Raw genomic sequence first — 20,231 nt, 5'->3', positions numbered from 1 at the left:
CCCTTCTCCCCAGCGGGGAGAAGGTGGCCCGAAGGGCCGGATGAGGGGGTCTCTCCGCAAACTCCAAGCCCGCTGCCCACAGTCGCCGAGGACCGGTCGCCATTCAGCTCAGGCCGAGTCGAAAATGGTGATTTTCCGTGACCCGAAGCGCAGCGTACTCGAGTACGTGAGCATCGGAAGCACGGGAAAGCGCCATTTGCAGACCGGCCTAAGCTGAATGGCGGCCGGTCCTAAGCCGCCCCCTTCCCCAGAGGATCATTCTCCAAAACAATCGGCATCCCATGCGGCGTCGCTTCCGCCGCCCGCTGCCAGGCTTCACTCAGCCGCACCAGATCATCCCCGCGCACGATCGAAAGCTCCGACAGGATGCGCGACAACGCCGCCACCCAGCAATCATAATAGTCGCTGCCATCGACACAGCGCCCCGGCCGATAAAGCTCCTGCGACAGCACTTCGGCCCACTCGCTCCAGGAAAACACCCCGCGCTCATGCAGCCGCACCGTCATGGCAAAGGCTTCCGCCTGCCAGGGCTCGGCAAAAACCGGCCCGCCATCCTGCGCCAGCGGCAGGCCGGGCGTCCCCAAAAGATCACGCGCGTTCAAGATAACTCTCCCAGGCATCGATCGAAACGGTCAGTCCCGGCGCCGCCCCCTCGCCCCATATCTCGGCGGCATCGAAGACGACCGTATAGACCCACTGAGGGCTCTCGCCCTTGCCATGGGCATTGTCGTCGGGAAACACGAAACTCCCCTGCACTGCCTCGACGGTACCGCCCCGCCCGCGCGCATAACGCGGCAACCGCGTATGGGTCGTCGGATTGAAATTCCGCGTCCGCACCCGCTCGCCCGGCTTGAAAAGCGCCGGCCCGGATGCCGGCCGATCACAAGGCCCGCCCTTCGCCAGCACGCCTTCGACCATATCCGCCGTCAGCACCCGCTTCGGCGCCCTGCCCGGCCCGGCCAACACGCCGCTCTCAAGCTCTTCGGTGGTGGCAAAACCATGCCGCTCCAGCAGCGTCTCCAGTGCCCTGATCCAAATTTCGTAATAGCTGGCCGAAAGATACGTGGCCGGCGGAATGTTTTCCCGCGCATGCCGGCTTTCGTCGATGCTCCAGGCACCGAAGGCGCCGCAGGAGAGCGTCACACCCAGCGCCCGCTTCTCCCATTCGGCATGGAAAATGGGCTCATCCTTTTCCGGCGCGACCGGCCCGAGCCCATGTTGTCCGCCGAGATCGTGCGGCCCGTTCATCAGGCAGCCTCCGCCAAGTGCACGATCGCCGTGCCGATCATCGCATCGCGGCTCACCAGCGCCGCAAGCTCCGCCTCGCCCATCGCTTCCGTCCCGGCAGGCCGTTCGGGAATGACGAGATAGCGCAGTTCCGCCGTCGAATCCCACACCCGGATCGCCTGCCCTTCCGGCAGCGCCAGCCCGAATTCGGCCAGCACCCCGCGCGGATCGATCACCGCCCGCGACCGATAGGCCGGCGCCTTGTACCAGACCGGCGGCAGCCCCAGCACCGACCACGGATAACAGGAGCACAGCGTGCAGACGACGAGATTGTGGGTTTCCGGCGTATTGAACACGGCGCGCATATGCTCGCCCTGCCGGCCGGTATAGCCGAGGCTGGCGATGGCCGCGGTGGCGTCCCGCTTCAGCCACGCCGCAAACTCCGGGTCCGTCCAGGCCTTGGCCACCACATGCGCGCCGTTGCGCGGCCCGATCTTGGTCTCATAGGTCTCGACGATGGCATCGATCGCCTTCGGATCGATCAGCCCCTTGGCGGTCAAGAGCGTTTCGAGCGCTTTGACCCGCGCCTGCATGTCGGAAAAATGGTTGTCGTGATGGTGGTCGTCATCGTGATCGTGCATGTCACGCTCTCCTGCAACCCGATGCTATTGCAGCATCGGCCAAAGACTGACCACGAGCAAGACTGCCATGGTGATGTTGAACCATTTGAGCCGGACGGGATCGGACAGCCATTGCCGCAGCGCCGAGCCGAAACCTGCCCAGGTCGAAACGCTCGGTACATTGACGATGGCAAAGATCACCCCGACGATCATGACGCTCGTGAGATAGCTCTGCTCGCTGGTATAGGTCGCCATCGCCGAAACCGCCATCACCCAGGCCTTCGGATTGACCCATTGAAAGGCCGCCGCCTGCAGGAAGCTCATCGGCTCCGTTCCCGCCTGGCCGTCCGACAGGCTGCGCGAAGAACCGATCTTCCACGTGATCCAGATCAGATAGGCCCCACCGGCGAATTTTAGGATGGTATAGAGGAGCGGCACCGAATGCAGCAGCGCCCCGAGCCCGAGCCCCACGGCGATCAGCAGGATCAGAAACCCGACCCCGATGCCCAACATGTGCGGAATGGTGCGCACGAAGCCGAAATTCACGCCTGAGGCAAACAGCATCATGTTGTTCGGGCCGGGCGTGATCGACGTCGTGAAGGCAAAAAGAAACAGCGCCAGAAGCGTATCGGCCTGCATGGGTATCCTCCGGAATTTTAGGTCAAGGTAGCTGACCTATTGCGAACGACCACCCGAAACTTGTCATGGTGACAAGAAAGGAAGGGCACCGGCGGCATCCCAGTGATGTCATTTCACAAGAAACTGCTTCTCCCCGCCTCCCCTCCACAAGGCCGTGTCTTTGCCTATATGCTCATCCGACCTTTCACATCGAGGACCGTCCCATGACCTCTCCCATCCCGAAAACCCGTTTTCCCGGCGGTATCGACGTCCCCGTTCTCGGCCAAGGCACCTGGCACATGGGCGAGCGCGGCGGAGACTGGAAACAGGAGGCGGAAAGCCTGCGCCATGGCCTCGACCTCGGAATGACGCTGATCGACACGGCCGAAATGTACGCCGAGGGCGGCTCGGAATCCGTCGTCGGCGAAGCCATTCGCGGGCGGCGCGAGGAAGCATTCCTCGTCTCGAAAGTCCTGCCTTACAATGCCAGCACCGCCGGCACCGTGCGCGCCTGCGAGGAAAGCCTGATGCGCCTCGGCACCGATCATGTCGATCTCTACCTGCTGCACTGGCGCGGCGGTTACGGCCTCGACGAAACGCTGGAAGGTTTCGAGCGCCTGCTGGAGGCCGGCAAGATCAAGGCCTGGGGCGTCTCCAACTTCGATGTCGACGACATGGAGGAACTGGATTCTTTCTCCAAAGACTGCGCCGCCAACCAGGTACTCTACAACCTCGCCCGCCGCGGCATCGAGTTTGATCTCCTGCCCTGGTGCCAGAAGCGCGGCATCCCGGTCATGGCCTATTCGCCGCTCGACGAGGGTCGGCTGCTGCGCCATCCCGAACTCGTCCACATCGCCAAGGCGCATCAGGCGACGCCCGCGCAGGTGGCGCTCGCCTTCCTCCTCAGCCGCCCCGGCGTCATCGCCATTCCGAAGACCGGCTCACGCCAGCGCGCCGAGGAAAACCGTGCATCAGTCGATCTCCACCTGACCCCGGAAAACCTCGCCAACCTCGATCAGGTCTTCGCCCCGCCGAAACGAAAGAAGCCGCTCGAAATGATCTGAGCGGCTTCTTTCATAGTCTGTCGTCATATTCCGTCGTCATCCTCGGCCTTGTGCCGAGGATCTTCCAGCGTCTCCGCGAAAACCGAGGGCCAGCAGATGCTCGGCTCAAGGCCGAGCATGACGAAGGAGGGAGTTTTGCGAGCAGTCCGGATGCCTCCGGACCACCCCTCCCTTACATTCCCTGCCCACCCCGGTTCATCGCGGCAACGCCGGTGCGGCAAACCTCGATCAGCCCCAGCGGCTTCATCACGGCCACGAACTGGTCGATCTTCGACGACTTGCCGGTGATCTCCAGAATGAAGTGATCGACCGTCGCATCCACCACCTTGGCATGGAAGGCATCGGCCAGCCGCAGCGTCTCGGCGCGGTGGTCGCCTTCGCCGACGACCTTCACCAGCGCCACTTCGCGCTCGATCGGCCGGTCATGGCCGAGCGAACCGGCGCGTACCGTCAGGTCGACGACCCGGTGTACCGGCACGATCCGTTCGAGCTGCGCCTTGATCTGCTCCAGCACGTGCGGCGTGCCGCTGGTGACGATGGTGATGCGCGATAGGTGCGCTTCATGCTCCGTTTCCGAAACGGTCAGGCTTTCGATGTTGTAGCCGCGGCCCGAAAACAGGCCGATGACGCGGGCAAGCACGCCCGGCTCGTTGTCGACCAGAACCGAAAGCGTATGCTTCTCGACCTTTTCGGTTTCCTTGGCGATGAAGTAGGCAGAGCCCGTCGGCTGAAGATGTGCGTTCATGTCGGTTCCTCTATCCTATTCCATCAAACCAGCTGGCGGCCCTTGGCGTCGATCGCGTTGGCGACCGCCTCGTCCGTGGCTTCGTCCGGCAGCAGCATTTCGTTGTGCGCCTTGCCCGAGGGGATCATCGGGAAGCAGTTGGCAAGGTTTGCCACGCGGCAATCGAAGATCACCGGCGCCGGCGTGTCAATCATCCTGCGGATCGCGTCGTCCAGTTCGCCCGGCTTTTCGCAGCGGATGCCGACGCCGCCATAGGCTTCAGCGAGCTTGACGAAGTCCGGCATCGCTTCCGTATAGGAGTTCGACAGCCGGTTGCCGTGCAAGAGCTGCTGCCACTGGCGCACCATGCCCATGTACTGGTTGTTGAGGATGAAGATCTTGACCGGCAGGTTATACTGTACGGCGCAGGACATTTCCTGGATGCACATCTGGATCGAGGCATCGCCGGCGATGTCGATGACGAGGCTTTCCGGATGCGCGACCTGCGCGCCGATGGCGGCCGGGAAGCCGTAACCCATGGTGCCAAGGCCGCCCGAGGTCATCCAGCGGTTCGGCTGCTCGAAGCCGAAGAACTGCGCCGCCCACATCTGGTGCTGGCCGACTTCGGTAGTGATGTAGGTATCGCGGTCCTTGCTCAGCTCATAGAGCCGCTGGATCGCGTACTGGGGCATGATCACGTCGTCATTGGCCTTGTAGGCCAGCGAGTTGCGGGCACGCCAGCGGGTGATGCTATGCCACCAGTCGTCCATGCGCGCCTTGTCGACGTTGCCGGCCTTGGCCCGCCACAGGCGGATCATGTCTTCCAGCACCCGGCCGACATCGCCGAGGATCGGGATATCGACGCGGACGTTCTTGTTGATCGACGAGGGATCGATGTCGATGTGGATCTTCTTGGAGTTCGGCGAAAACGCATTGAGACGGCCGGTGATGCGGTCGTCGAAACGCGCGCCGATGCAGACCATGACGTCGCAATCGTGCATCGCCATGTTGGCTTCGTAGGTGCCGTGCATGCCGAGCATGCCGAGCCAGTTCTTGCCCGAGGCCGGATAGGAGCCCAGCCCCATCAGCGTCGAGGTGATCGGAAAGCCAGTCAGTTCGACCAGCTCGCGCAGCATCTGGCAGGCATCGGTACCGGAATTGACGACACCGCCGCCGGAATAGATGACCGGGCGCCGCGCCGTCTTCATCAGCTCGACGGCCTCCTCGATCGCCTTCAGGTCGCCCTGAACCTTCGGCTGGTAGCTCGTCTGGATGCGGGCGGCGGACGGCGGCGTATAGGTGCCGGTGGCGAACTGCACGTCCTTCGGAATATCGACGACGACCGGGCCGGGACGGCCGGACTGGGCGATGCGGAAGGCCTCATGGATGATGCTGGCCAGTTCGTTGACGTCCTTGACCAGCCAGTTGTGCTTGGTGCAGGGCCGGGTGATGCCGACGGTATCGCATTCCTGGAAGGCGTCCGAGCCGATCAGCGTCGTCGGAACCTGGCCGGTGAGGCAGACGAGCGGGATGCTGTCCATCAGCGCGTCCTGCAGCGGCGTCACCGCATTGGTGGCGCCGGGGCCGGAGGTGACGAGCATGACGCCGACCTTGCCGGTGGAGCGGGCGTAACCTTCGGCCATGTGGCCGGCGCCCTGCTCGTGGCGAACGAGGATGTGCTGGATATCGTCCTGCTGGAAGATCTCGTCATAGATCGGCAGCACCGCGCCGCCGGGATACCCGAAGATATGCTCGACGCCGTTGTCCCGGAGCGCCTGGAGAACGATCTCCGCGCCCGTCATCTGGTTTGCTGCCGTCTTTGTGTCTGTACCGCTCATTGGCCTGTTTCCGTCCTATCCCGCGTTCGGCTGTGAGTATCTTGTTTGAAGACATAAAAAAAGGCCCCGTCAGGAGCCTCGTGTCGCGCATGGGTGGCTATCGCCGGATGGTTACACCATCCTGCCCATGCGCCGTCCCACCACAAGAATTGCGAAGAAATTTTTCATGGGGGCAAGTGTTAACGGCAAAGCCCCGCCCCGTCAACGGCCTTTGGCCTGCCATATTGGCACAACGGCGTGCCACGGCGCGAAACAACTTGTTAAAACCATCGCGTTAAACTCCGACATTCACGAGAAAGGTGCCACTTGCTGAACAGCGATCTCCATTCCGCGATGAGCGCGGGAGAACAGGAAAGGCGCGATGTCCTGAAAAGGGGCAATCGCTTCCTGGGTCGCGTCGTCGCCTGCAGCGGCTCGCGCGCCACGATCGCCGCCATCGCCGAAAAAGGCGAAACCTCGCTCACCGAACTCTGGTCCGTCGGCCGCCTCATCTCCATCAGCGTCGGTGAAAACCGCGTCGTCGCGCTGGTCTATTCCATGCAGACCGCCACCAACGAATGGGGCGAGGAAATCGACAACACCTTCCGCATCGAGGTCGAGCTGATGGGCGAAGTCCATGTCGGCCCGAGCGGCCGCGAAGAATTCTCCGCCGGCATCAGCCAGTATCCCTATCTCGGCTCGATCGCCCACCGCATCCGCACCGCCGATCTCGCCCGCATCTACGACACCGGCAAAAACGAGACCTGCGTCATCGGCACGCTGACCCAGGACGAAAGCCTGGATGCCGCCATCCACGTGCCCTCAATGCTCGCCAAGCATTTCGCCATCGTCGGCACGACCGGCGTCGGCAAGTCGACCGCCGTGACGCTGCTGCTCCACAAGGCGATCCAGTCCGATCCGAAGCTGCGCGTGCTGATCCTCGATCCGCACAACGAGTTCGCCGCCGCCTTCCCCGACCATGCCGTGGTCATCGACACCGATACGCTCGACCTGCCCTTCTGGCTGATGAAGCTGGAGGAGTTCGCGGAAGTCATCTTCCGTGGCCGCCCAGCCGTGCCGGAAGAACTCGATATCCTGCGCGACGTCATTCCCGAGGCAAAGAAGGCCTTCAAGGGCGAAGGCGGGCTGATGCGCCGCCAGACCGAAAAAAGCTCGATCACCGCCGACACCCCGGTTCCCTACCGAATGGCCGACCTGCTCGCGATGATCGACGAGCGCATCGGCCGCCTCGAAGGCCGCTCCGACAAGCCCTATCTGCGCTCGCTGAAGGTCAAGGTCATGGGCGCGATCAACGATCCGCGCTACAACTTCATGTTTTCCTCGAACACGATCACCGACACGATCCTGGAGACCATCGCCAAGATTTTCCGCATTCCCGGAGACGGCAGGCCGGTCACGACCTTCCAGCTCGCCGGCATCCCCTCCGAAGTGGTCAATTCCGTCGCTTCGGTGCTCTGCCGCATGGCGTTTGAAATCGGTCTCTGGAGCAATGGCGGCGTGCATATGCTGGTCGTCTGCGAAGAGGCGCACCGTTACGTGCCGTCCGATCCCAATCTAGGCTTCGTCCCGACCCGCCAGGCCATCGCCCGCATTGCCAAGGAAGGCCGCAAATACGGCGTTTCGCTCGGCATCATCACCCAGCGCCCCGGCGAACTCGATCCGACGATCCTGTCGCAGTGCTCGACGGTCTTTGCGATGCGCCTTGCCAACGATCGCGACCAGGACATCATCCGCTCGGCCATTCCGAACTCGTCGATCTCGACGACCAGCTTCATCTCCTCGATCGGCAACGGCGAGGCGATCGCCTTCGGCGAAGCCGTCGCCGTACCGATGCGCATGCGCTTCACCCGCGTCGCCGAGCAAAACCTGCCGAAGGCAAACGGCGTCGCCGTGCAGGCGACCGAGGAAACGCCGGGCACGATCGACCTTCGCAACGTCGTCGCCCGCATGCGCGCCATCCACGGCCCGGATATTTCGAGCTTCCAGCAAAGCTACAGCAGCGGCCTGAGCCAGAGCGATTTCGTCGACTATGACGATGAGATCGCCACACCGCCCCTGCGGCAATCGCCCCCGCAACCGGCCTATCAGGCCGCTCCGCAGCAGCCGGCATCATCCTATCAGTCCTTGACGCAGCAACGCCCGGCCCCGGCATCCGTTGAGGACGACGAAAAGCTGGAACCCTACAATCCGGGAATGCTGCCGCGCTCAGAGCAGGCCAATCCGCAACTGGAACGCTTCAACCAGATCCGCAGCCAGTTGTTGGCCGAAGACACGCCGCAACCCGATCCGCGCCGCGCCGAACCGCGCCCCTATCAGTCCGCCCCGCCCCAGCCGTCCTATGCACCGACGACCGCCAGCGACCAGCCAAGGCAGTCACTGCGCGAAAGCCTGCTGAAAAAACCGCTCAGCAGTATCATCCGAAGATAGCCCGAAAGGGCTCCGCAAGCGATGCCGCGCATGTTCGCCGGCAGCTATGAAGACCAATGAGCGACAAACCTTGCATGGCCCCATGCGCCCTGTTAGGACGGGATTTCATCACAACAACTATGACCCATCATTGATGTTTACCGAAAAACAGCACGGGGTCTTCAAGGGCATGACGGGCGGCCTGACCGTCACCTTGCTCGCCTTGGCGCTCGCGATCGTTTTTGCGCCCCGCGCTTTTCTTCCGGATGACAGCGACGCCGTCTCGGCAATTTCCCATGCCCTTCGATGGGATGTTCTCGTGGTGGCATGGCTCGCCGCGAGCATAGCAGCCTTGGCGCGTCATCGTTTCTTTACGCCATCGGATATCGATGGCGGCGGGCTTTCCGATGCGACACCCACCACCAAAATCCTCCAGTCGGTTCTGCAGAACACGCTGGAGCAAATGGTTCTCGCGCTCGTAATCCACCTCATCTGGGCAGCAGCCATGCCATGGCGGTGGCAGGCAGCAATTCCCGTGGCGGCAATCCTCTTTTTCCTGGGCCGCGCGCTCTTTTGGCGTGGATATGCGCATGGGGCATCGGCACGGGCATTCGGCTTCGCCCTGACCTTTTATCCGACGGTCGTAATGCTCTTCATGCTTGTCTTGAACCTCATTTGGATGGCGATCACCCGTTGACTACCAGGCACAGGGGAATGTCAAAAACCGCACAGTAGAGCATCCGCAACACGCGAAAGCTTTGCACTCACCCCCGCGCCAGCGGATCGACCCTCTCCCAGCTCTTATCCAGCTGGTTGCGAAACCACGTCATCTGCCGCTTGGCATATTGCCGCGTCGCCGCCGAGCCGCGTTCGATCACCTCGTCGCGGCTCATCTCCCCCCTCAGCATCGCCGCGATCTGCGAAACCCCGATGGCCTTCATCGCCGGCATCTCCGGCGGCAAATCCTGCGCCAGCAAGGCCTTCACTTCCTCGACTGCCCCCGTCTCCAGCATCACCCCGAAACGCCGGTCGATCCGCGCGCGCAAAACATCCCGCTCCGGCTGCACCACGATCTTCATCGCCCGCTCGGCATCGATGACGACCGGCCCCCGCCCCGTCTGGAAATGCCGGATCGACTGCCCCGTCGCAGCCACAACCTCCAGCGCCCGCACGATGCGCTGCCCATCCGCCGGCTTCAACGCCGCCGCCGTTTCGGGATCGCGCATCGCAAGCTCCGCATGCAGCACCTCCGCCCCCTCGTCCTTGAGCCGCAACCGCAAAACCTCGCGAAGTTCGGCCGGTATCTCCGGCATCTCCGAAAGCCCCCCGGTCAGCGCCTTGAAATAAAGCCCCGTGCCGCCGACGAAAACCGGCAACCTGCCCTCGCCCCGCAGCTGCTCGACCAGAACCGACGCCTCCCGCAGCCATTCCCCGGTGGAATAGAGCCGCCCCGCCGGCACATGGCCGTAAAGATGATGCGCCACCCCGCCCATATCCGCCTCCGAAGGCCGCGCGGTCAGCACCCGCAGGGTGTCGTAAACCTGCATGCTGTCGGCATTGATCACCACGCCGCCGTAGCGTGCGGCAAGCTCCACGGCGAGAGCAGACTTGCCGCTGGCGGTCGGCCCGGTTATCAGGATCGCGTCCTGTCCATTCTCAAGGTTTTTCATCATGGCTTTCGTTGCCACGCTTGTTGCCAATCCGTCAAATCCCGTGCTGACGCCGCGCCTGGCGGAAGCGGCAGCCGACAGCCTCTCGGCATCGGGCCTCTACTGGCTGGCGGATGGCATCGCCTGCGACATTGCGCTCCGCGACGGCACCGACCCCACGGAAGCCGAACAGCAACTGCGCGACCTGATGACCGGCGAGCCCATCGACGTCGTGGTGCAGCAGGCAGAGACCCGCCGCAAGAAGCTGCTGATCGCCGACATGGATTCCACCATGATCGGCCAGGAATGCATCGACGAACTCGCCGCCGAAGTCGGCCTGAAGGAAAAGGTCGCCACTATCACCGCCCGCGCCATGAATGGCGAGATCGCCTTCGAACCGGCCTTGATCGAGCGCGTCGCGCTGCTGGAGGGCCTGCCCCTCGCCGTCATCGACGACGTCATCGCCAAGCGCATCACGCTGACATCAGGTGGCCTCGAACTGGTCGCGACCATGAAGGCCAAAGGCCACTACACCGCGCTCGTCTCCGGCGGCTTCACCCTGTTCACCGGTCCCATCGCCGCCCGCATCGGTTTCCACGAAAACCGCGCCAACATTCTGCTCTCTGAAAACGGCCACCTGAACGGCAAGGTCGCCGAACCGATTCTCGGCAAGCAGGCCAAGGTCGATGCCCTCCTCGACATCTGCAAGACGCTCGGCATCGATCCTTCGGAGGCTATCGCCGTCGGCGACGGCGCCAATGATCTCGGCATGCTCCATCTCGCCGGCGCCGGCGTCGCGCTGCATGCCAAGCCCGCCCTCGCCGCCGAAGCCGATATCCGCATCGACCACGGCGATCTCACCGCCCTTCTCTATATCCAAGGCTACCGCAAGACGGATTTCGTCCTATGAAACTCGAAACCGGACGCCTCATCATCCGAAACTGGCAGGATACGCCGGAAGACCGGGCGTTCTTCCACGAGATCAATTCCGACCAGGAGGTCATGACCTTCTTCCCCCGCAGGAGGACGGTTGCCGAGTCCGACGCTCTCTTCGACGAAGTGAAGCGACGGATCGATGAAACCGGCCTTTGCTTCTATGCGCTGGCCTTGAAGGAAACCGGCGAACTGGTCGGCTTCTGCGGTCTCAACCGCCCGGACCTTCAACCCATCCTCGGCGCCGATGCGGTCGAAATCGGCTGGCGCATGGCACGCCGTTACTGGGGAAAAGGCTACGTGACCGAAGCGGCAAACGCCCTTCTCCACCACACGTTCGAAACCCTGAAACTGCCGGAAATCGTCTCCTTCGCCGTGCCGGAAAACACCCGCTCGACCGCCGTCATGCAGCGCCTCGGCATGCACTATCTCAGGGATTTCGACCACCCCCGCGTGCCCGACGAGACCCCGCACCTGAAGCGCCACGCGCTCTACGTCATCACCGCCGAAGACTGGCGCAACCGCGCCCACTAGTTTGTCAGGGAAAAGTGGGAACCGGTGTTCCCGTAGAGACAAACGACAAAGGAATCCAGAGCATGTCTGAGCCAGACATGCTCTGGGTCACTCCATCCGCACGGTCACGAAGCGAAGCTCGCCCGTCTTGTTGGAGATCATCAGCAGCGCATTGCGCCGACCGTCCGCCTTCAGCTCCTCGACGCGGGCCGAAACATCCTCCGGCGCCCGCATCGCCTCCTGGCCGATCTCGACAATCACGTCACCCGGCACGATCCGGCGTTCGGCGGCTGCGGAGTTCTCCGCAACCTTGGTGACGACCACGCCTTCGATATCCTCGGCAATGCCATAGGTCTTGCGGCTGTCCGCATCAAGCGGCGCCAGCGTCATGCCGAGCACCACATCGGCGGCCGGCAGTTCGGCGGCCGGCGGTTCGGCCTGATCGGTGCCTTCCTGCCCGTCCGGCGCATCCTCGACAACCGCCGCATCCGCCTCCTCGCCGTCCTCAAGCCGGCCGAGCGTCACCTTGACGGTCATCTCCTTGCCGTCCCTGACAATGACGACATCGACGGCCTTGCCGACCGGGCTTTCCGCCACCACGCGCGGCAGATCACGCATCTCGACAACATCGCGCCCGTCGAACTTGATGATCACGTCGCCGGTCTTGATCGCCCCGCCCTCGACCGGTCCGCCCGCGACGATGCCGGCGACCAGCGCGCCCTTCGGCGTCTCCATCTTCAGGCTCTCGGCAATATCCGCCGTCACCGGCTGGATGCGAACGCCAAGCCAGCCGCGCCGGGTCTCGCCGAATTCACGCAACTGCTTGATGACGTTTTCGGCAAGCTCCGTCGGCACCGAGAAACCGATGCCGATCGAGCCGCCACTCGGCGAAATAATCGCCGTGTTGATGCCGATGACCTCGCCCTTCATGTTGAACAGCGGCCCGCCGGAATTGCCCCGGTTGATCGCCGCATCCGTCTGGATGAAGTTGTCGTAAGGCCCGGCATTGATGTTGCGCCCACGCGCGGAGATGATGCCGACGGTCACCGTGCCGCCAAGCCCGAAGGGATTGCCGATCGCCATCACCCAGTCGCCGATCCGCATCGTCTTGCTGTCGCCGAAGGGCACCGCCGTCAGCGGCTTCTTCGGCTCGACCTTCAACAGTGCGAGGTCCGTCTTGGTGTCCTTGCCGATCAGCTTCGCCTGCAACTTGCCGCCATTGGCGAAATTCACCTCGATATCGTCGGCCCCCTCGATCACGTGATTGTTGGTGACGATATAGCCGGTGGGATCGATAACGAAGCCGGAGCCCAGCGAACTGACGGTCCGTTCACGCCCGCCCGGACCACCCTGCCCCTTGAAGAACTCGTCGAAGAAATCCTGGAACGGCGAGCCCTCCGGCACCTGCGGCATCGGCGCATCGTCGTCGTTCTTGACGTTCTGGGAGGTCGAGATGTTGACGACGGCATCGAGCAGGCCGGCGGCGAGATCGGCGACCGATTCCGGCCCGTGGCCGGCTTGCGCCGATTTGCCCGGCACCGCCTGCAGGGGCGCGGCTCCCACGGCCGGGTTGGCGCCCGCCTGCGCCGTCTCGATCCCGGCGGCAAACGCCGGCGGCAGGGAAAGAGCAAGCACCATCGCCGCAGCGGTCGACCGGAAGAAGCAAGAACGGATGGACAAGCCCATGAGTATCCTCTCGATTGCGACTAAAGCATGTCGCGCAAAAGTGTGCAGCGGTTTTGCGCAAACGACATGCGAAAAATCAAGAACCTAAAGCGCAGGGAGCGAATCTGAAAGATCGCAATGCGCTTTAGACGGCCCGCCCGTCGCCGCGCGGCCCTGTCGGGACTACCGCTCAGTCTAGCCGAAGATAAGGCTGTTTTGGGAGGCGTCCAGTCATCTTTTCGTTACGGCCGCAGCAGGCGAAAACACCCCGATGCAGCCTGTAACATTTTGAATCCCTGCATGATTTCCCGGCGATATGCAACCGTCCGGCGCAAGGTCAGATCGTGACCTCATGGCCATGGGCCTTCAACGCCTCGACGGCCTTGTCGACGCTCGATCCGCCGATGAAGATATAATCGGTACTGAAGGTCGAATTGGCGAAGACGCCGACGCCTGCGGCCGCCAGCGGCGCCAGCACGGATTCGAGCACACCCGGCACGTCGAAGGCAAAATGCTGCTCGATGCGCAGGCAGCGCCAGCCGAGCGACGATTGCACGCCATTGGGAATCCGCGCGGCACGGCAGACCAGCGTCATTTCTTCACGTGAACTGGAAACGGTCCAGAAGCCTGCGCCCGGCAGCCACTCCGGAATCTGGGACCCGATATTGAGCCGCGTGATCGCATACTCTGCGTCCACGAGGCGGATGAGCAATTTCCGTGACATTCTCTATCCTCTGATGATCCAGACCAGCCCGACGCCGGCGGCCACCGACACAAGGCCGAACAGCCGAAGCTGCTGCTCCGGTATATGCGGCAAACGCTTCGCCATTTCCACCAAAACCAAAGGGGCCAGTGCGTACACCAGCCCCTCAATGATCAGGAAGAATGCGATTCCGATCAGAAAATCGCTCATGGCCCTGCTTAGTTCTGTGTTGCAGGCGCCGCAGCGGCGGGAGCCGCCTGGCCTTCCGAGCTATTGAAATAGCGGAAGAACTCCGAATCCGGCGACAGCACGAAGGTCGTATCCGGGCTGCCGACCGCGGCCTGATAGGCCGTCATCGAGCGATAGAACTCGAAGAACTTCGGATCGCGAGCGAAAGCGTCGGCGAACACACGGGTCCGTTCGGCTTCGCCCTGACCGCGCAGGATTTCCGAATCGCGCTGCGCTTCGGCGACGAACTCGACGACCTGACGGTCGGCGATGGCGCGGCGGCGCTGGCCCTCTTCGTTACCGCGGGCGCGGATCAGTTCGGCCTCCGCCAGACGCTCGGCCTTCATGCGGTCGAAGGTCTGCTGGGAAACTTCCTGCGTCAGGTCGGTGCGGCGAATGCGGACATCCTCGATGTTGAGGCCGAGCGATTCGGCGTCCGGCGTCAGATCGGCGCGCACTTCGCGCATCATCGAGGCACGCTCGTCCGAAAGCGCCGATTCGAAGCCGCGCAGACCGTAGACACGGCGCAGCGAGGCATCGAGGCGGGTGCGGAGCCGTGATTCGGCCGATTCGCGATCGCCCGAGACGGTTTCGCGGAAGCGGCGGGCATCCGAGATGCGATAGACCACGAAGGCATCGACCTCGTAGAACTTGCCGCCCGAGACCTGCACACGGATATTGTCGAGGTCGAAGCGCAGGGCCTGGTCTTCGACATACTGGACGCGGTCTGCATCCATGAAGGCAAACGGCAGCTTGAAGTAAAGGCCCGGCTCGGTCTTCACGTCCTTGATCTGGCCGAAGCGCACGACGATCGCCTGCTGGCGTGCATTGACGACGAAGACCGAGGAATAGGCCGCCATCAGCACCACGCCGAGCGCGATCAGGAAAAAGGGAAGTCGGTTGCTCATTTACTGCTTGCCTCCCACCGTCGCCGGCTTGCCGATTTCGTTGAGCGGCAGATAGGGCATGACGCCCTGGCCATTCTTCTCGTCGATGATGACCTTCTTGGATTTGCCGAGAACGTCCTGCATCGCTTCGAGATAGAGGCGCTTGCGTGTCACGTCCGGCGCCTTGGCATAGGCGTCGTAGACGGAGATGAAGCGCTGGGCCTCACCCTCGGCTTCCTTCACGACGCGGTCCTTGTAGGCGGCCGCCTCTTCGCGGATCTGCGCGGACTGGCCGCGGGCACGGCCGAGAACCTGGTTGGCATACTGGTTGGCTTCTTCGACGAAGCGGTCTTCGTCCTGTTCGGCGCGCTGCACTTCGTCGAAGGCATCGGCGACTTCACGCGGCGGCGCCGCATCCTCGATCGCGACCGTGTTAACGGAGATGCCGGCGCCATAGGTGTCCATGGTCGCCTGGATCGTCGTCTTCACGTCGGCGGCGATCGCCTGACGGTTATCGCGGAAGATGTCCTGTGCCGGACGGCGGCCGACGACCTCGCGCATGGCGCTTTCGGCGACCTGCTGCAGGGTTTCCGCCGGGTTTTCGACGTTGAACAGGAAAGCCTTGGGATCGGTGACCGAAAACAGCACCGAGAACTGCACGTTGACGATGTTCTGGTCGCCCGAAAGCATCAGGCCGGAATTCTGCTCGCCCGCACCGCGGCCGCCGATATTCTGCTGCTGCTCGGTGATCTTGACCATCTCGACGGTCTCGACCGGCCAGAACATATAGTGCAGGCCGGGCATGGAGACTTCGTCCTTCGGCTTGCCGAAGCGCATCTCGACGCCGCGTTCGTCCGGCTGCACGGTGTAGATGGAATTGATGAGGAAGAAGCCGACGATCAGGAGGCCGATGATGACGGCGACGCCGCCGTTGAAACCGCCGGGTACGACGCTCTTCAGCTGATCCTGTCCGCGACGAAAGATCTCTTCGAGATCCGGCGGACCGCCATTGCCGCGGCCACCGCCGCCGCGCGGGCGGTTAGGCCCCTGGCCCCAAGGCCCCTTGTTGCCGCCGCCGCCGCCCCAAGGGCCACCGCCGCCGCCATTCTGATTGCTCCAGGGCATCAATACCTCTTCCGTTGAAACTGCCATGTCGTCGCACCCGCGGAATGCCCGCGGGAACGAGGTTTTCCCGTTATAGGTATCCCCGGAACCGCTTTCAACGCAGCGTCTTCAAGTTCACCGTAAAACGCGGAAAATAGTTAGCGTACAGGCATTTTACGGCGCCAGACGACCAGTGTCATCGCATGGCTGTCCTTTTCGCCCTGCGGCATTTTCTCTTCAGAGGTCTTTTCGAAGACGGCAGGATCGATATGGGGAAAGCGGGTGTCGCCATCGACCACAGCCGCGACCTCCGTCACGTAGAGCGTATCCGTCCGCCCGATTGCCTGCCGGTAGATTTCGCCGCCGCCGATCACGGACACCGCGCCGGCCCCAGTCTCCTTCGCCAGCGCCTGCGCCTTTTCCAGCGCCGCATCGAGCGTGTGGACAACGACGGCGCCATCCGCGGCAAAACCCTGATCGCGGGTAATGACGATATTCGGCCGCCCCGGCAGCGGCCGGCCGAGCGAAGCCCAGGTCTTGCGCCCCATCACCACGGGCTTGCCCATGGTCAGCGCCTTGAAGCGCTTGAGATCCGTCGGCAGCCGCCACGGCAGTTCGCCGTCGCGGCCGATCACGCCATTCTCGGAAACCGCAACCACGATCTCGATCGGAACATCCGCCTCAGTCATGAAAACCATCCGGCTTGCTGTCGATCTCGCGGGCACGGGCCAGCGCAGGCCGCGAATTGACGGTCGTCACGTAACGATCGACCGCCTCGCTTTCCGGCAGCAGTGTCCGCACCCAGGAAAGCGCGCTGCCGAGCAGGATGTCGACGGCGCTGATCTTGTCGCCGAGCAGATAGGGCTGACGGGAAAGCGTGCCGACCACATGCGCGGCCATATCGGTGTAACCCTTGGCCATCATCGGGTTCGACGCCGTCATGCCCGTCAGATGCGCGGTCGCCGTCGGCTCAACGACACCCGCGTAGTAGGCGAGCCACGAAAGATACGGACCGCGCTCCGCATGGCCGACCGGCCGCCCGAGCGGCGAATCGGGAAACAGGTCGGTGAGGTAGAGCGTGACGGCTGCCGATTCGGTCACCAGCGTCTTGCCATGCAGCAGTGCCGGCACCTGTTTGTGCGGATGCGGATTGGCCTCGTCCGGCCCGCCCGAGCCGTCGCGACGACGAATGCTGACATAACGGATTTCATACTCCGCCCCCAGTTCCTCCAGAAGCCAGATCATCCGCGACGAGCGCGACATCGGTGCGTGGATCAATGTCAGCATGTGTCCTCCCTGTGGCCGAAGCCATGATCAATGAAAGTGCGGCATACTTCCCTTCTTCCCAGCGGGGAGAAGGTGGCCCGAAGGGCCGGATGAGGGGGACCCTCCGCAACGTCAGAACAAGCCGCCTCACCCCCCTCTGCCCTGTCGGGCATCTCCCCCTCAAGGGGGGAGATTAGCTGGGATCAACCTCTCGGCCCGATCTCCCCCCTTGAGGGGGAGATGTCAGCGCAGCTGACAGAGGGGGGTGAGGCGGCGAACTCCCAAGTCTCCGCTTTCATCAAACCGCGATCGGCGCCTTGATGCTTGAATCAGCCTCGTAGCCGACCAGCTTGAAGTCCTCGAAAACAAAGGAGAAAAGATCCTTCACGTCGGGATTGATCTCCATCTTCGGCAACGGCTTCGGCGTGCGCGTCAGCTGCAACTCGGCCTGCTCGAAATGGTTCTTGTAGATATGCGCATCCCCCAGCGTATGCACGAAGTCGCCCGGCTCCAGATCGCAAACCTGGGCGACCATCATCGTCAGCAACGCATAGGAGGCGATATTGAACGGCACCCCGAGAAAGATATCCGCCGAGCGCTGATAGAGCTGGCACGACAGCTTGCCGTCCGCGACATAGAACTGGAACAGGCAGTGGCACGGCGGCAACGCCATCTCGTCCACCAGCGCAGGGTTCCACGCCGTCACGATATGCCGGCGCGAATTCGGATTGCGGCGAATGCCATCGACAAGTGCGGCGATCTGATCGAGATGACGTCCGTCATGGGTCGGCCATGAACGCCACTGATAGCCGTAGACCGGTCCCAGATCGCCGTTCTCGTCGGCCCATTCGTCCCAGATGGTGACGCCGTTGTCCTTCAGATAGGCGATATTGGTATCGCCCTTCAGGAACCACAGAAGCTCATGGATGATCGACCGCAGGTGCAGCTTCTTGGTCGTCGTGACCGGAAAGCCTTCGGAAAGATCGAAGCGCATCTGGTAGCCGAAGACGGAGCGCGTGCCCGTGCCGGTCCGGTCGCCGCGGTCGGAACCGTGCTCCATCACATGCCGCAAAAGGTCGAGATACTGTTTCATGAAAGCCCGCTCGAATGATCCATCGCCGGCAAGATAGGCCGAACGGCCGCGCGAACCAATAACAAAGGCAGGCCATCCCCAGAAGCAAGTGTCTGGGGATGGCGATGAAAGACGCAGGGCCGGTCGACATTCAGCTCAGGTCGAGCCGAAAATGGTGATTTTCCGTGACCCGGAGCTTGAGCGTACTTCGGTACGTGAGCGCCGGAAGCACGGGAAAGCGCCATTTGCAGGCCGGCATGGGCTGAAGGGCGGTCGGTCCTAAAGCGTGGCGAGCTTGTCGAGGTGTTTGGCGACGAGATAGTAGAAGGTCACCCGCGATTTCGAGCGGTCGCCGGCCATCGCCTTGGCGGCGGCATCGACGGCGGCGTCGGCATCCCCGCCGGTCACGCCGAGCTTCTTGCCGCACCAGCTTTCCTTGACGCGGTCGAGTTCCTTCAGGTCGGACGCGGACACGAGCGAGGAGTCGCGGTTGCGCAGTGCGATGCCGAGGTGCTTCACGATCTTGCCGACGACGGCCTCATCGGCACCGGCGTCGTATTTCTGAACGTCTGCGAGATAGTCGGTCATGGTTTTTCCTCACTCTGTTTGACTGAACAGCCGCGCCACCAGCAACTGCGGGCGCTGCCGGGACTTTTTCACGCTTGGCGAGCAAGTCAAGATGAAAACAGCCGACAGGGGTACAGCGTTGATTTTCGCGGAATACCCCCTTTTCTCCGTGGCCCGAAAGACCTATATGACAGACGTCGTCTTCGGGCGACTATGGCAATAAACGGCCGATGAAATAAACCTATTGGACCCGGGGGCGTTATACGACAAACTGATATGAGTTAGTCGACGTCGATGCTGCTATCGTTCCCTCATAGCCTGCCTTTTCTCGTTATCACTGCATCTTTTCTGAGAGTTTAAATCGCTCGCACCGCGAGCGCATCCAACAATGCGTCCGCCGCAGGCGGATTCCGCTTTGATTAGAAAGCCTGAATGAGCGGCATGAATGCTGCTAAGACGTTCATTCAGGCTTTCTAAAAACAATGCGACGGCCATGGGCCGTCTCCTTATCGGCGATCAGCCGCTCCGGACCCTCTGGGCTTTGAGAGGCGCTTAAAGGCCTTAATCCGTCTACTTCTTCTTTTTAACGGATTCTTCCGAAGGGTCCTCTCCGGTTCGGCCCGCTGGCGTCCGCCAACGAACGCCGGACCCTGTCGATGATGTCGCCTCGATGAACTCTATCCCCTGGGCTTCGTAGGCGTAAACTATCGCCTCTACAGATTCGAGCGTGGCGTTATCCGCAATCTCCCGCCCCCTGTCGCCCCGAGTGGCTCCACGAGTTTCCAGCTTATAGACAGTGGGCCGAGCCACGCCCGCTGAAGCGGCCAGCTGACGCTGGTTCCACCCTACCATTGCCCTGGCAGCGCGCAACATTTCTGCGGTCGGAATTATCCCCATAAATGCGAAAAACGCGGCACGCGAAAAAATGTCAACATTATTCAAAATGAATGTCATTGTTGACATTTTGAACATTAACGTATTCAAAATGAATTCGACGAACAAATCCGCGTTGTCGCGTTTAACAGAATCACTGGAGGTCACATGTGTTGATTTCCACTGAGAGCTGACCCGGCGCAGCCAGATATTTCCATTGAGAATTGACCCATGTTTCAACCGTCCCTCGCATGTTTTCAGCGGGGGCTCTGGA

23 protein-coding genes are annotated in these 20,231 nt (G+C 62.4%); 5 read left to right on the top strand and 18 right to left on the bottom strand.

Features of this window, described 5'->3' with window-relative positions:
- Positions 1-230 precede the first annotated feature (230 nt).
- From ASC86_RS19910 to ASC86_RS19895, 4 genes are read right to left on the bottom strand one after another with little or no spacing between them, the layout of a single operon-like run.
- Positions 231-602 carry a nitrile hydratase accessory protein gene (locus ASC86_RS19910; protein WP_244477655.1) on the bottom strand — a complete coding sequence of 124 codons (372 nt, stop codon included), beginning with the start codon at positions 600-602 and terminating at the stop codon, positions 231-233.
- On the bottom strand, positions 589-1,248 hold the full coding sequence (gene nthB / locus ASC86_RS19905; RefSeq protein WP_056325287.1) for a nitrile hydratase subunit beta: 660 nt from the start codon (positions 1,246-1,248) through the stop codon (positions 589-591). The genes ASC86_RS19910 and nthB overlap by 14 nt, the downstream gene beginning before the upstream one ends.
- A complete protein-coding gene (nthA, locus tag ASC86_RS19900) occupies positions 1,248-1,868 on the bottom strand; it encodes a nitrile hydratase subunit alpha (RefSeq protein WP_056325284.1) in 621 nt (206 codons plus the stop codon). Before nthA ends, nthB begins: the two co-directional genes overlap by 1 nt.
- Positions 1,869-1,892: 24 nt before the next feature.
- Positions 1,893-2,486, bottom strand: coding sequence for a LysE family translocator (locus tag ASC86_RS19895; protein ID WP_056325282.1), 594 nt, complete (start codon positions 2,484-2,486; stop codon positions 1,893-1,895).
- Positions 2,487-2,689: 203 nt separating this feature from the next.
- Here ASC86_RS19895 and ASC86_RS19890 point away from each other — a divergent pair, with 203 nt between their 5' ends.
- Entirely contained in the window at positions 2,690-3,529 is an 840-nt protein-coding gene (locus tag ASC86_RS19890; protein WP_056325279.1) for an aldo/keto reductase, read from the top strand.
- A 172-nt stretch (positions 3,530-3,701) separates the two neighbouring features.
- On the opposite strand, the gene ilvN is transcribed toward ASC86_RS19890, so the two are convergent.
- Both ilvN and ASC86_RS19880 read right to left on the bottom strand, forming a co-directional pair.
- Positions 3,702-4,274 carry an acetolactate synthase small subunit gene (gene ilvN, locus ASC86_RS19885; protein ID WP_056325277.1) on the bottom strand — a complete coding sequence of 191 codons (573 nt, stop codon included), beginning with the start codon at positions 4,272-4,274 and terminating at the stop codon, positions 3,702-3,704.
- A 23-nt stretch (positions 4,275-4,297) separates the two neighbouring features.
- A complete protein-coding gene (locus ASC86_RS19880; protein ID WP_056325275.1) occupies positions 4,298-6,091 on the bottom strand; it encodes an acetolactate synthase 3 large subunit in 1,794 nt (597 codons plus the stop codon).
- 333 nt (positions 6,092-6,424) lie between these two features.
- Between ASC86_RS19880 and ASC86_RS19875 the strand changes: the two genes are divergently transcribed.
- Positions 6,425-8,518 (top strand): ATP-binding protein, encoded by a 2,094-nt coding sequence (locus tag ASC86_RS19875; protein WP_162245026.1) that lies wholly within the window; start codon positions 6,425-6,427, stop codon positions 8,516-8,518.
- 46 nt (positions 8,519-8,564) lie between these two features.
- The gene (locus ASC86_RS19870; protein WP_200943838.1) at positions 8,565-9,194 is read left to right on the top strand and encodes an MAPEG family protein; all 630 of its coding nucleotides are present in this window, start codon (positions 8,565-8,567) and stop codon (positions 9,192-9,194) included.
- Between the two features lie 67 nt (positions 9,195-9,261).
- Here ASC86_RS19870 and miaA read toward each other — a convergent pair whose 3' ends face one another.
- Complete coding sequence (gene miaA / locus ASC86_RS19865) at positions 9,262-10,170, bottom strand: tRNA (adenosine(37)-N6)-dimethylallyltransferase MiaA (RefSeq protein WP_056325270.1); 909 nt, start codon at positions 10,168-10,170, stop codon at positions 9,262-9,264.
- Between miaA and serB the strand changes: the two genes are divergently transcribed.
- Together serB and ASC86_RS19855 are read left to right on the top strand one after the other, a co-directional pair.
- A complete protein-coding gene (serB, locus tag ASC86_RS19860; protein ID WP_056325268.1) occupies positions 10,169-11,056 on the top strand; it encodes a phosphoserine phosphatase SerB in 888 nt (295 codons plus the stop codon). The two genes, miaA and serB, sit on opposite strands and share 2 nt — an antisense overlap.
- The gene (locus tag ASC86_RS19855) at positions 11,053-11,613 is read left to right on the top strand and encodes a GNAT family N-acetyltransferase (RefSeq protein ID WP_056325265.1); all 561 of its coding nucleotides are present in this window, start codon (positions 11,053-11,055) and stop codon (positions 11,611-11,613) included. Before serB ends, ASC86_RS19855 begins: the two co-directional genes overlap by 4 nt.
- A gap of 87 nt (positions 11,614-11,700) precedes the next feature.
- On the opposite strand, the gene ASC86_RS19850 is transcribed toward ASC86_RS19855, so the two are convergent.
- From ASC86_RS19850 to ASC86_RS19805, 11 genes are all read right to left on the bottom strand, one after another.
- A complete protein-coding gene (locus tag ASC86_RS19850; protein WP_082510327.1) occupies positions 11,701-13,278 on the bottom strand; it encodes a DegQ family serine endoprotease in 1,578 nt (525 codons plus the stop codon).
- 316 nt (positions 13,279-13,594) lie between these two features.
- Positions 13,595-13,981, bottom strand: a complete 387-nt coding sequence (locus ASC86_RS19845) for an ACT domain-containing protein (RefSeq protein WP_056325263.1) — start codon at positions 13,979-13,981, stop codon at positions 13,595-13,597.
- Positions 13,982-13,984: 3 nt separating this feature from the next.
- A complete protein-coding gene (locus tag ASC86_RS19840) occupies positions 13,985-14,170 on the bottom strand; it encodes a DUF2065 domain-containing protein (RefSeq protein ID WP_056325260.1) in 186 nt (61 codons plus the stop codon).
- Between the two features lie 8 nt (positions 14,171-14,178).
- Positions 14,179-15,096: a protease modulator HflC gene (locus ASC86_RS19835; protein ID WP_056325257.1), complete on the bottom strand. Its 918-nt coding sequence runs from the start codon at positions 15,094-15,096 to the stop codon at positions 14,179-14,181.
- The gene (gene hflK, locus ASC86_RS19830; protein WP_056325254.1) at positions 15,097-16,200 is read right to left on the bottom strand and encodes an FtsH protease activity modulator HflK; all 1,104 of its coding nucleotides are present in this window, start codon (positions 16,198-16,200) and stop codon (positions 15,097-15,099) included. It abuts the gene before it with no gap.
- A 137-nt stretch (positions 16,201-16,337) separates the two neighbouring features.
- Positions 16,338-16,868, bottom strand: a complete 531-nt coding sequence (locus ASC86_RS19825) for a dihydrofolate reductase (protein ID WP_056325899.1) — start codon at positions 16,866-16,868, stop codon at positions 16,338-16,340.
- On the bottom strand, positions 16,861-17,466 hold the full coding sequence (locus tag ASC86_RS19820; RefSeq protein WP_056325251.1) for a glutathione S-transferase family protein: 606 nt from the start codon (positions 17,464-17,466) through the stop codon (positions 16,861-16,863). The genes ASC86_RS19825 and ASC86_RS19820 overlap by 8 nt, the downstream gene beginning before the upstream one ends.
- Before the next feature lie 277 nt (positions 17,467-17,743).
- A complete protein-coding gene (locus tag ASC86_RS19815; protein WP_056325249.1) occupies positions 17,744-18,538 on the bottom strand; it encodes a thymidylate synthase in 795 nt (264 codons plus the stop codon).
- 258 nt (positions 18,539-18,796) lie between these two features.
- Entirely contained in the window at positions 18,797-19,105 is a 309-nt protein-coding gene (locus ASC86_RS19810; RefSeq protein ID WP_056325246.1) for a DUF2853 family protein, read from the bottom strand.
- A gap of 279 nt (positions 19,106-19,384) precedes the next feature.
- Complete coding sequence (locus ASC86_RS25935; RefSeq protein ID WP_156387130.1) at positions 19,385-19,579, bottom strand: hypothetical protein; 195 nt, start codon at positions 19,577-19,579, stop codon at positions 19,385-19,387.
- A gap of 75 nt (positions 19,580-19,654) precedes the next feature.
- Positions 19,655-20,231, bottom strand: a 577-nt coding sequence (locus tag ASC86_RS19805; RefSeq protein WP_210170361.1) for a helix-turn-helix domain-containing protein, incomplete at its 5' end; no start/stop codon positions are given.

This window comes from Rhizobium sp. Root1212 (assembly GCF_001424985.1).
Taxonomy (GTDB): Bacteria; Pseudomonadota; Alphaproteobacteria; order Rhizobiales; family Rhizobiaceae; genus Pararhizobium.
This window is presented reverse-complemented; position numbering and strand designations above follow the sequence as displayed.

Excerpts from the sequence above, each read along its gene's own strand:
- serB (WP_056325268.1), top strand. The coding sequence starts at position 10,169 with ATGGCTTTCGTTGCCACGCTTGTTGCCAATCCGTCAAATCCCGTGCTG.
- ASC86_RS19870 (WP_200943838.1), top strand. The coding sequence starts at position 8,565 with ATGAAGACCAATGAGCGACAAACCTTGCATGGCCCCATGCGCCCTGTT.
- ASC86_RS19815 (WP_056325249.1), bottom strand. The coding sequence starts at position 18,538 with ATGAAACAGTATCTCGACCTTTTGCGGCATGTGATGGAGCACGGTTCC.
- ASC86_RS19855 (WP_056325265.1), top strand. The coding sequence starts at position 11,053 with ATGAAACTCGAAACCGGACGCCTCATCATCCGAAACTGGCAGGATACG.
- ASC86_RS19825 (WP_056325899.1), bottom strand. The coding sequence starts at position 16,868 with ATGACTGAGGCGGATGTTCCGATCGAGATCGTGGTTGCGGTTTCCGAG.
- nthA (WP_056325284.1), bottom strand. The coding sequence starts at position 1,868 with ATGCACGATCACGATGACGACCACCATCACGACAACCATTTTTCCGAC.
- ASC86_RS19840 (WP_056325260.1), bottom strand. The coding sequence starts at position 14,170 with ATGAGCGATTTTCTGATCGGAATCGCATTCTTCCTGATCATTGAGGGG.
- hflK (WP_056325254.1), bottom strand. The coding sequence starts at position 16,200 with ATGCCCTGGAGCAATCAGAATGGCGGCGGCGGTGGCCCTTGGGGCGGC.
- ASC86_RS19895 (WP_056325282.1), bottom strand. The coding sequence starts at position 2,486 with ATGCAGGCCGATACGCTTCTGGCGCTGTTTCTTTTTGCCTTCACGACG.
- ilvN (WP_056325277.1), bottom strand. The coding sequence starts at position 4,274 with ATGAACGCACATCTTCAGCCGACGGGCTCTGCCTACTTCATCGCCAAG.
- ASC86_RS19810 (WP_056325246.1), bottom strand. The coding sequence starts at position 19,105 with ATGACCGACTATCTCGCAGACGTTCAGAAATACGACGCCGGTGCCGAT.
- ASC86_RS19875 (WP_162245026.1), top strand. The coding sequence starts at position 6,425 with ATGAGCGCGGGAGAACAGGAAAGGCGCGATGTCCTGAAAAGGGGCAAT.
- ASC86_RS19835 (WP_056325257.1), bottom strand. The coding sequence starts at position 15,096 with ATGAGCAACCGACTTCCCTTTTTCCTGATCGCGCTCGGCGTGGTGCTG.
- ASC86_RS19850 (WP_082510327.1), bottom strand. The coding sequence starts at position 13,278 with ATGGGCTTGTCCATCCGTTCTTGCTTCTTCCGGTCGACCGCTGCGGCG.
- ASC86_RS19890 (WP_056325279.1), top strand. The coding sequence starts at position 2,690 with ATGACCTCTCCCATCCCGAAAACCCGTTTTCCCGGCGGTATCGACGTC.
- nthB (WP_056325287.1), bottom strand. The coding sequence starts at position 1,248 with ATGAACGGGCCGCACGATCTCGGCGGACAACATGGGCTCGGGCCGGTC.
- ASC86_RS19880 (WP_056325275.1), bottom strand. The coding sequence starts at position 6,091 with ATGAGCGGTACAGACACAAAGACGGCAGCAAACCAGATGACGGGCGCG.
- miaA (WP_056325270.1), bottom strand. The coding sequence starts at position 10,170 with ATGATGAAAAACCTTGAGAATGGACAGGACGCGATCCTGATAACCGGG.
- ASC86_RS25935 (WP_156387130.1), bottom strand. The coding sequence starts at position 19,579 with ATGGCCGTCGCATTGTTTTTAGAAAGCCTGAATGAACGTCTTAGCAGC.
- ASC86_RS19820 (WP_056325251.1), bottom strand. The coding sequence starts at position 17,466 with ATGCTGACATTGATCCACGCACCGATGTCGCGCTCGTCGCGGATGATC.
- ASC86_RS19845 (WP_056325263.1), bottom strand. The coding sequence starts at position 13,981 with ATGTCACGGAAATTGCTCATCCGCCTCGTGGACGCAGAGTATGCGATC.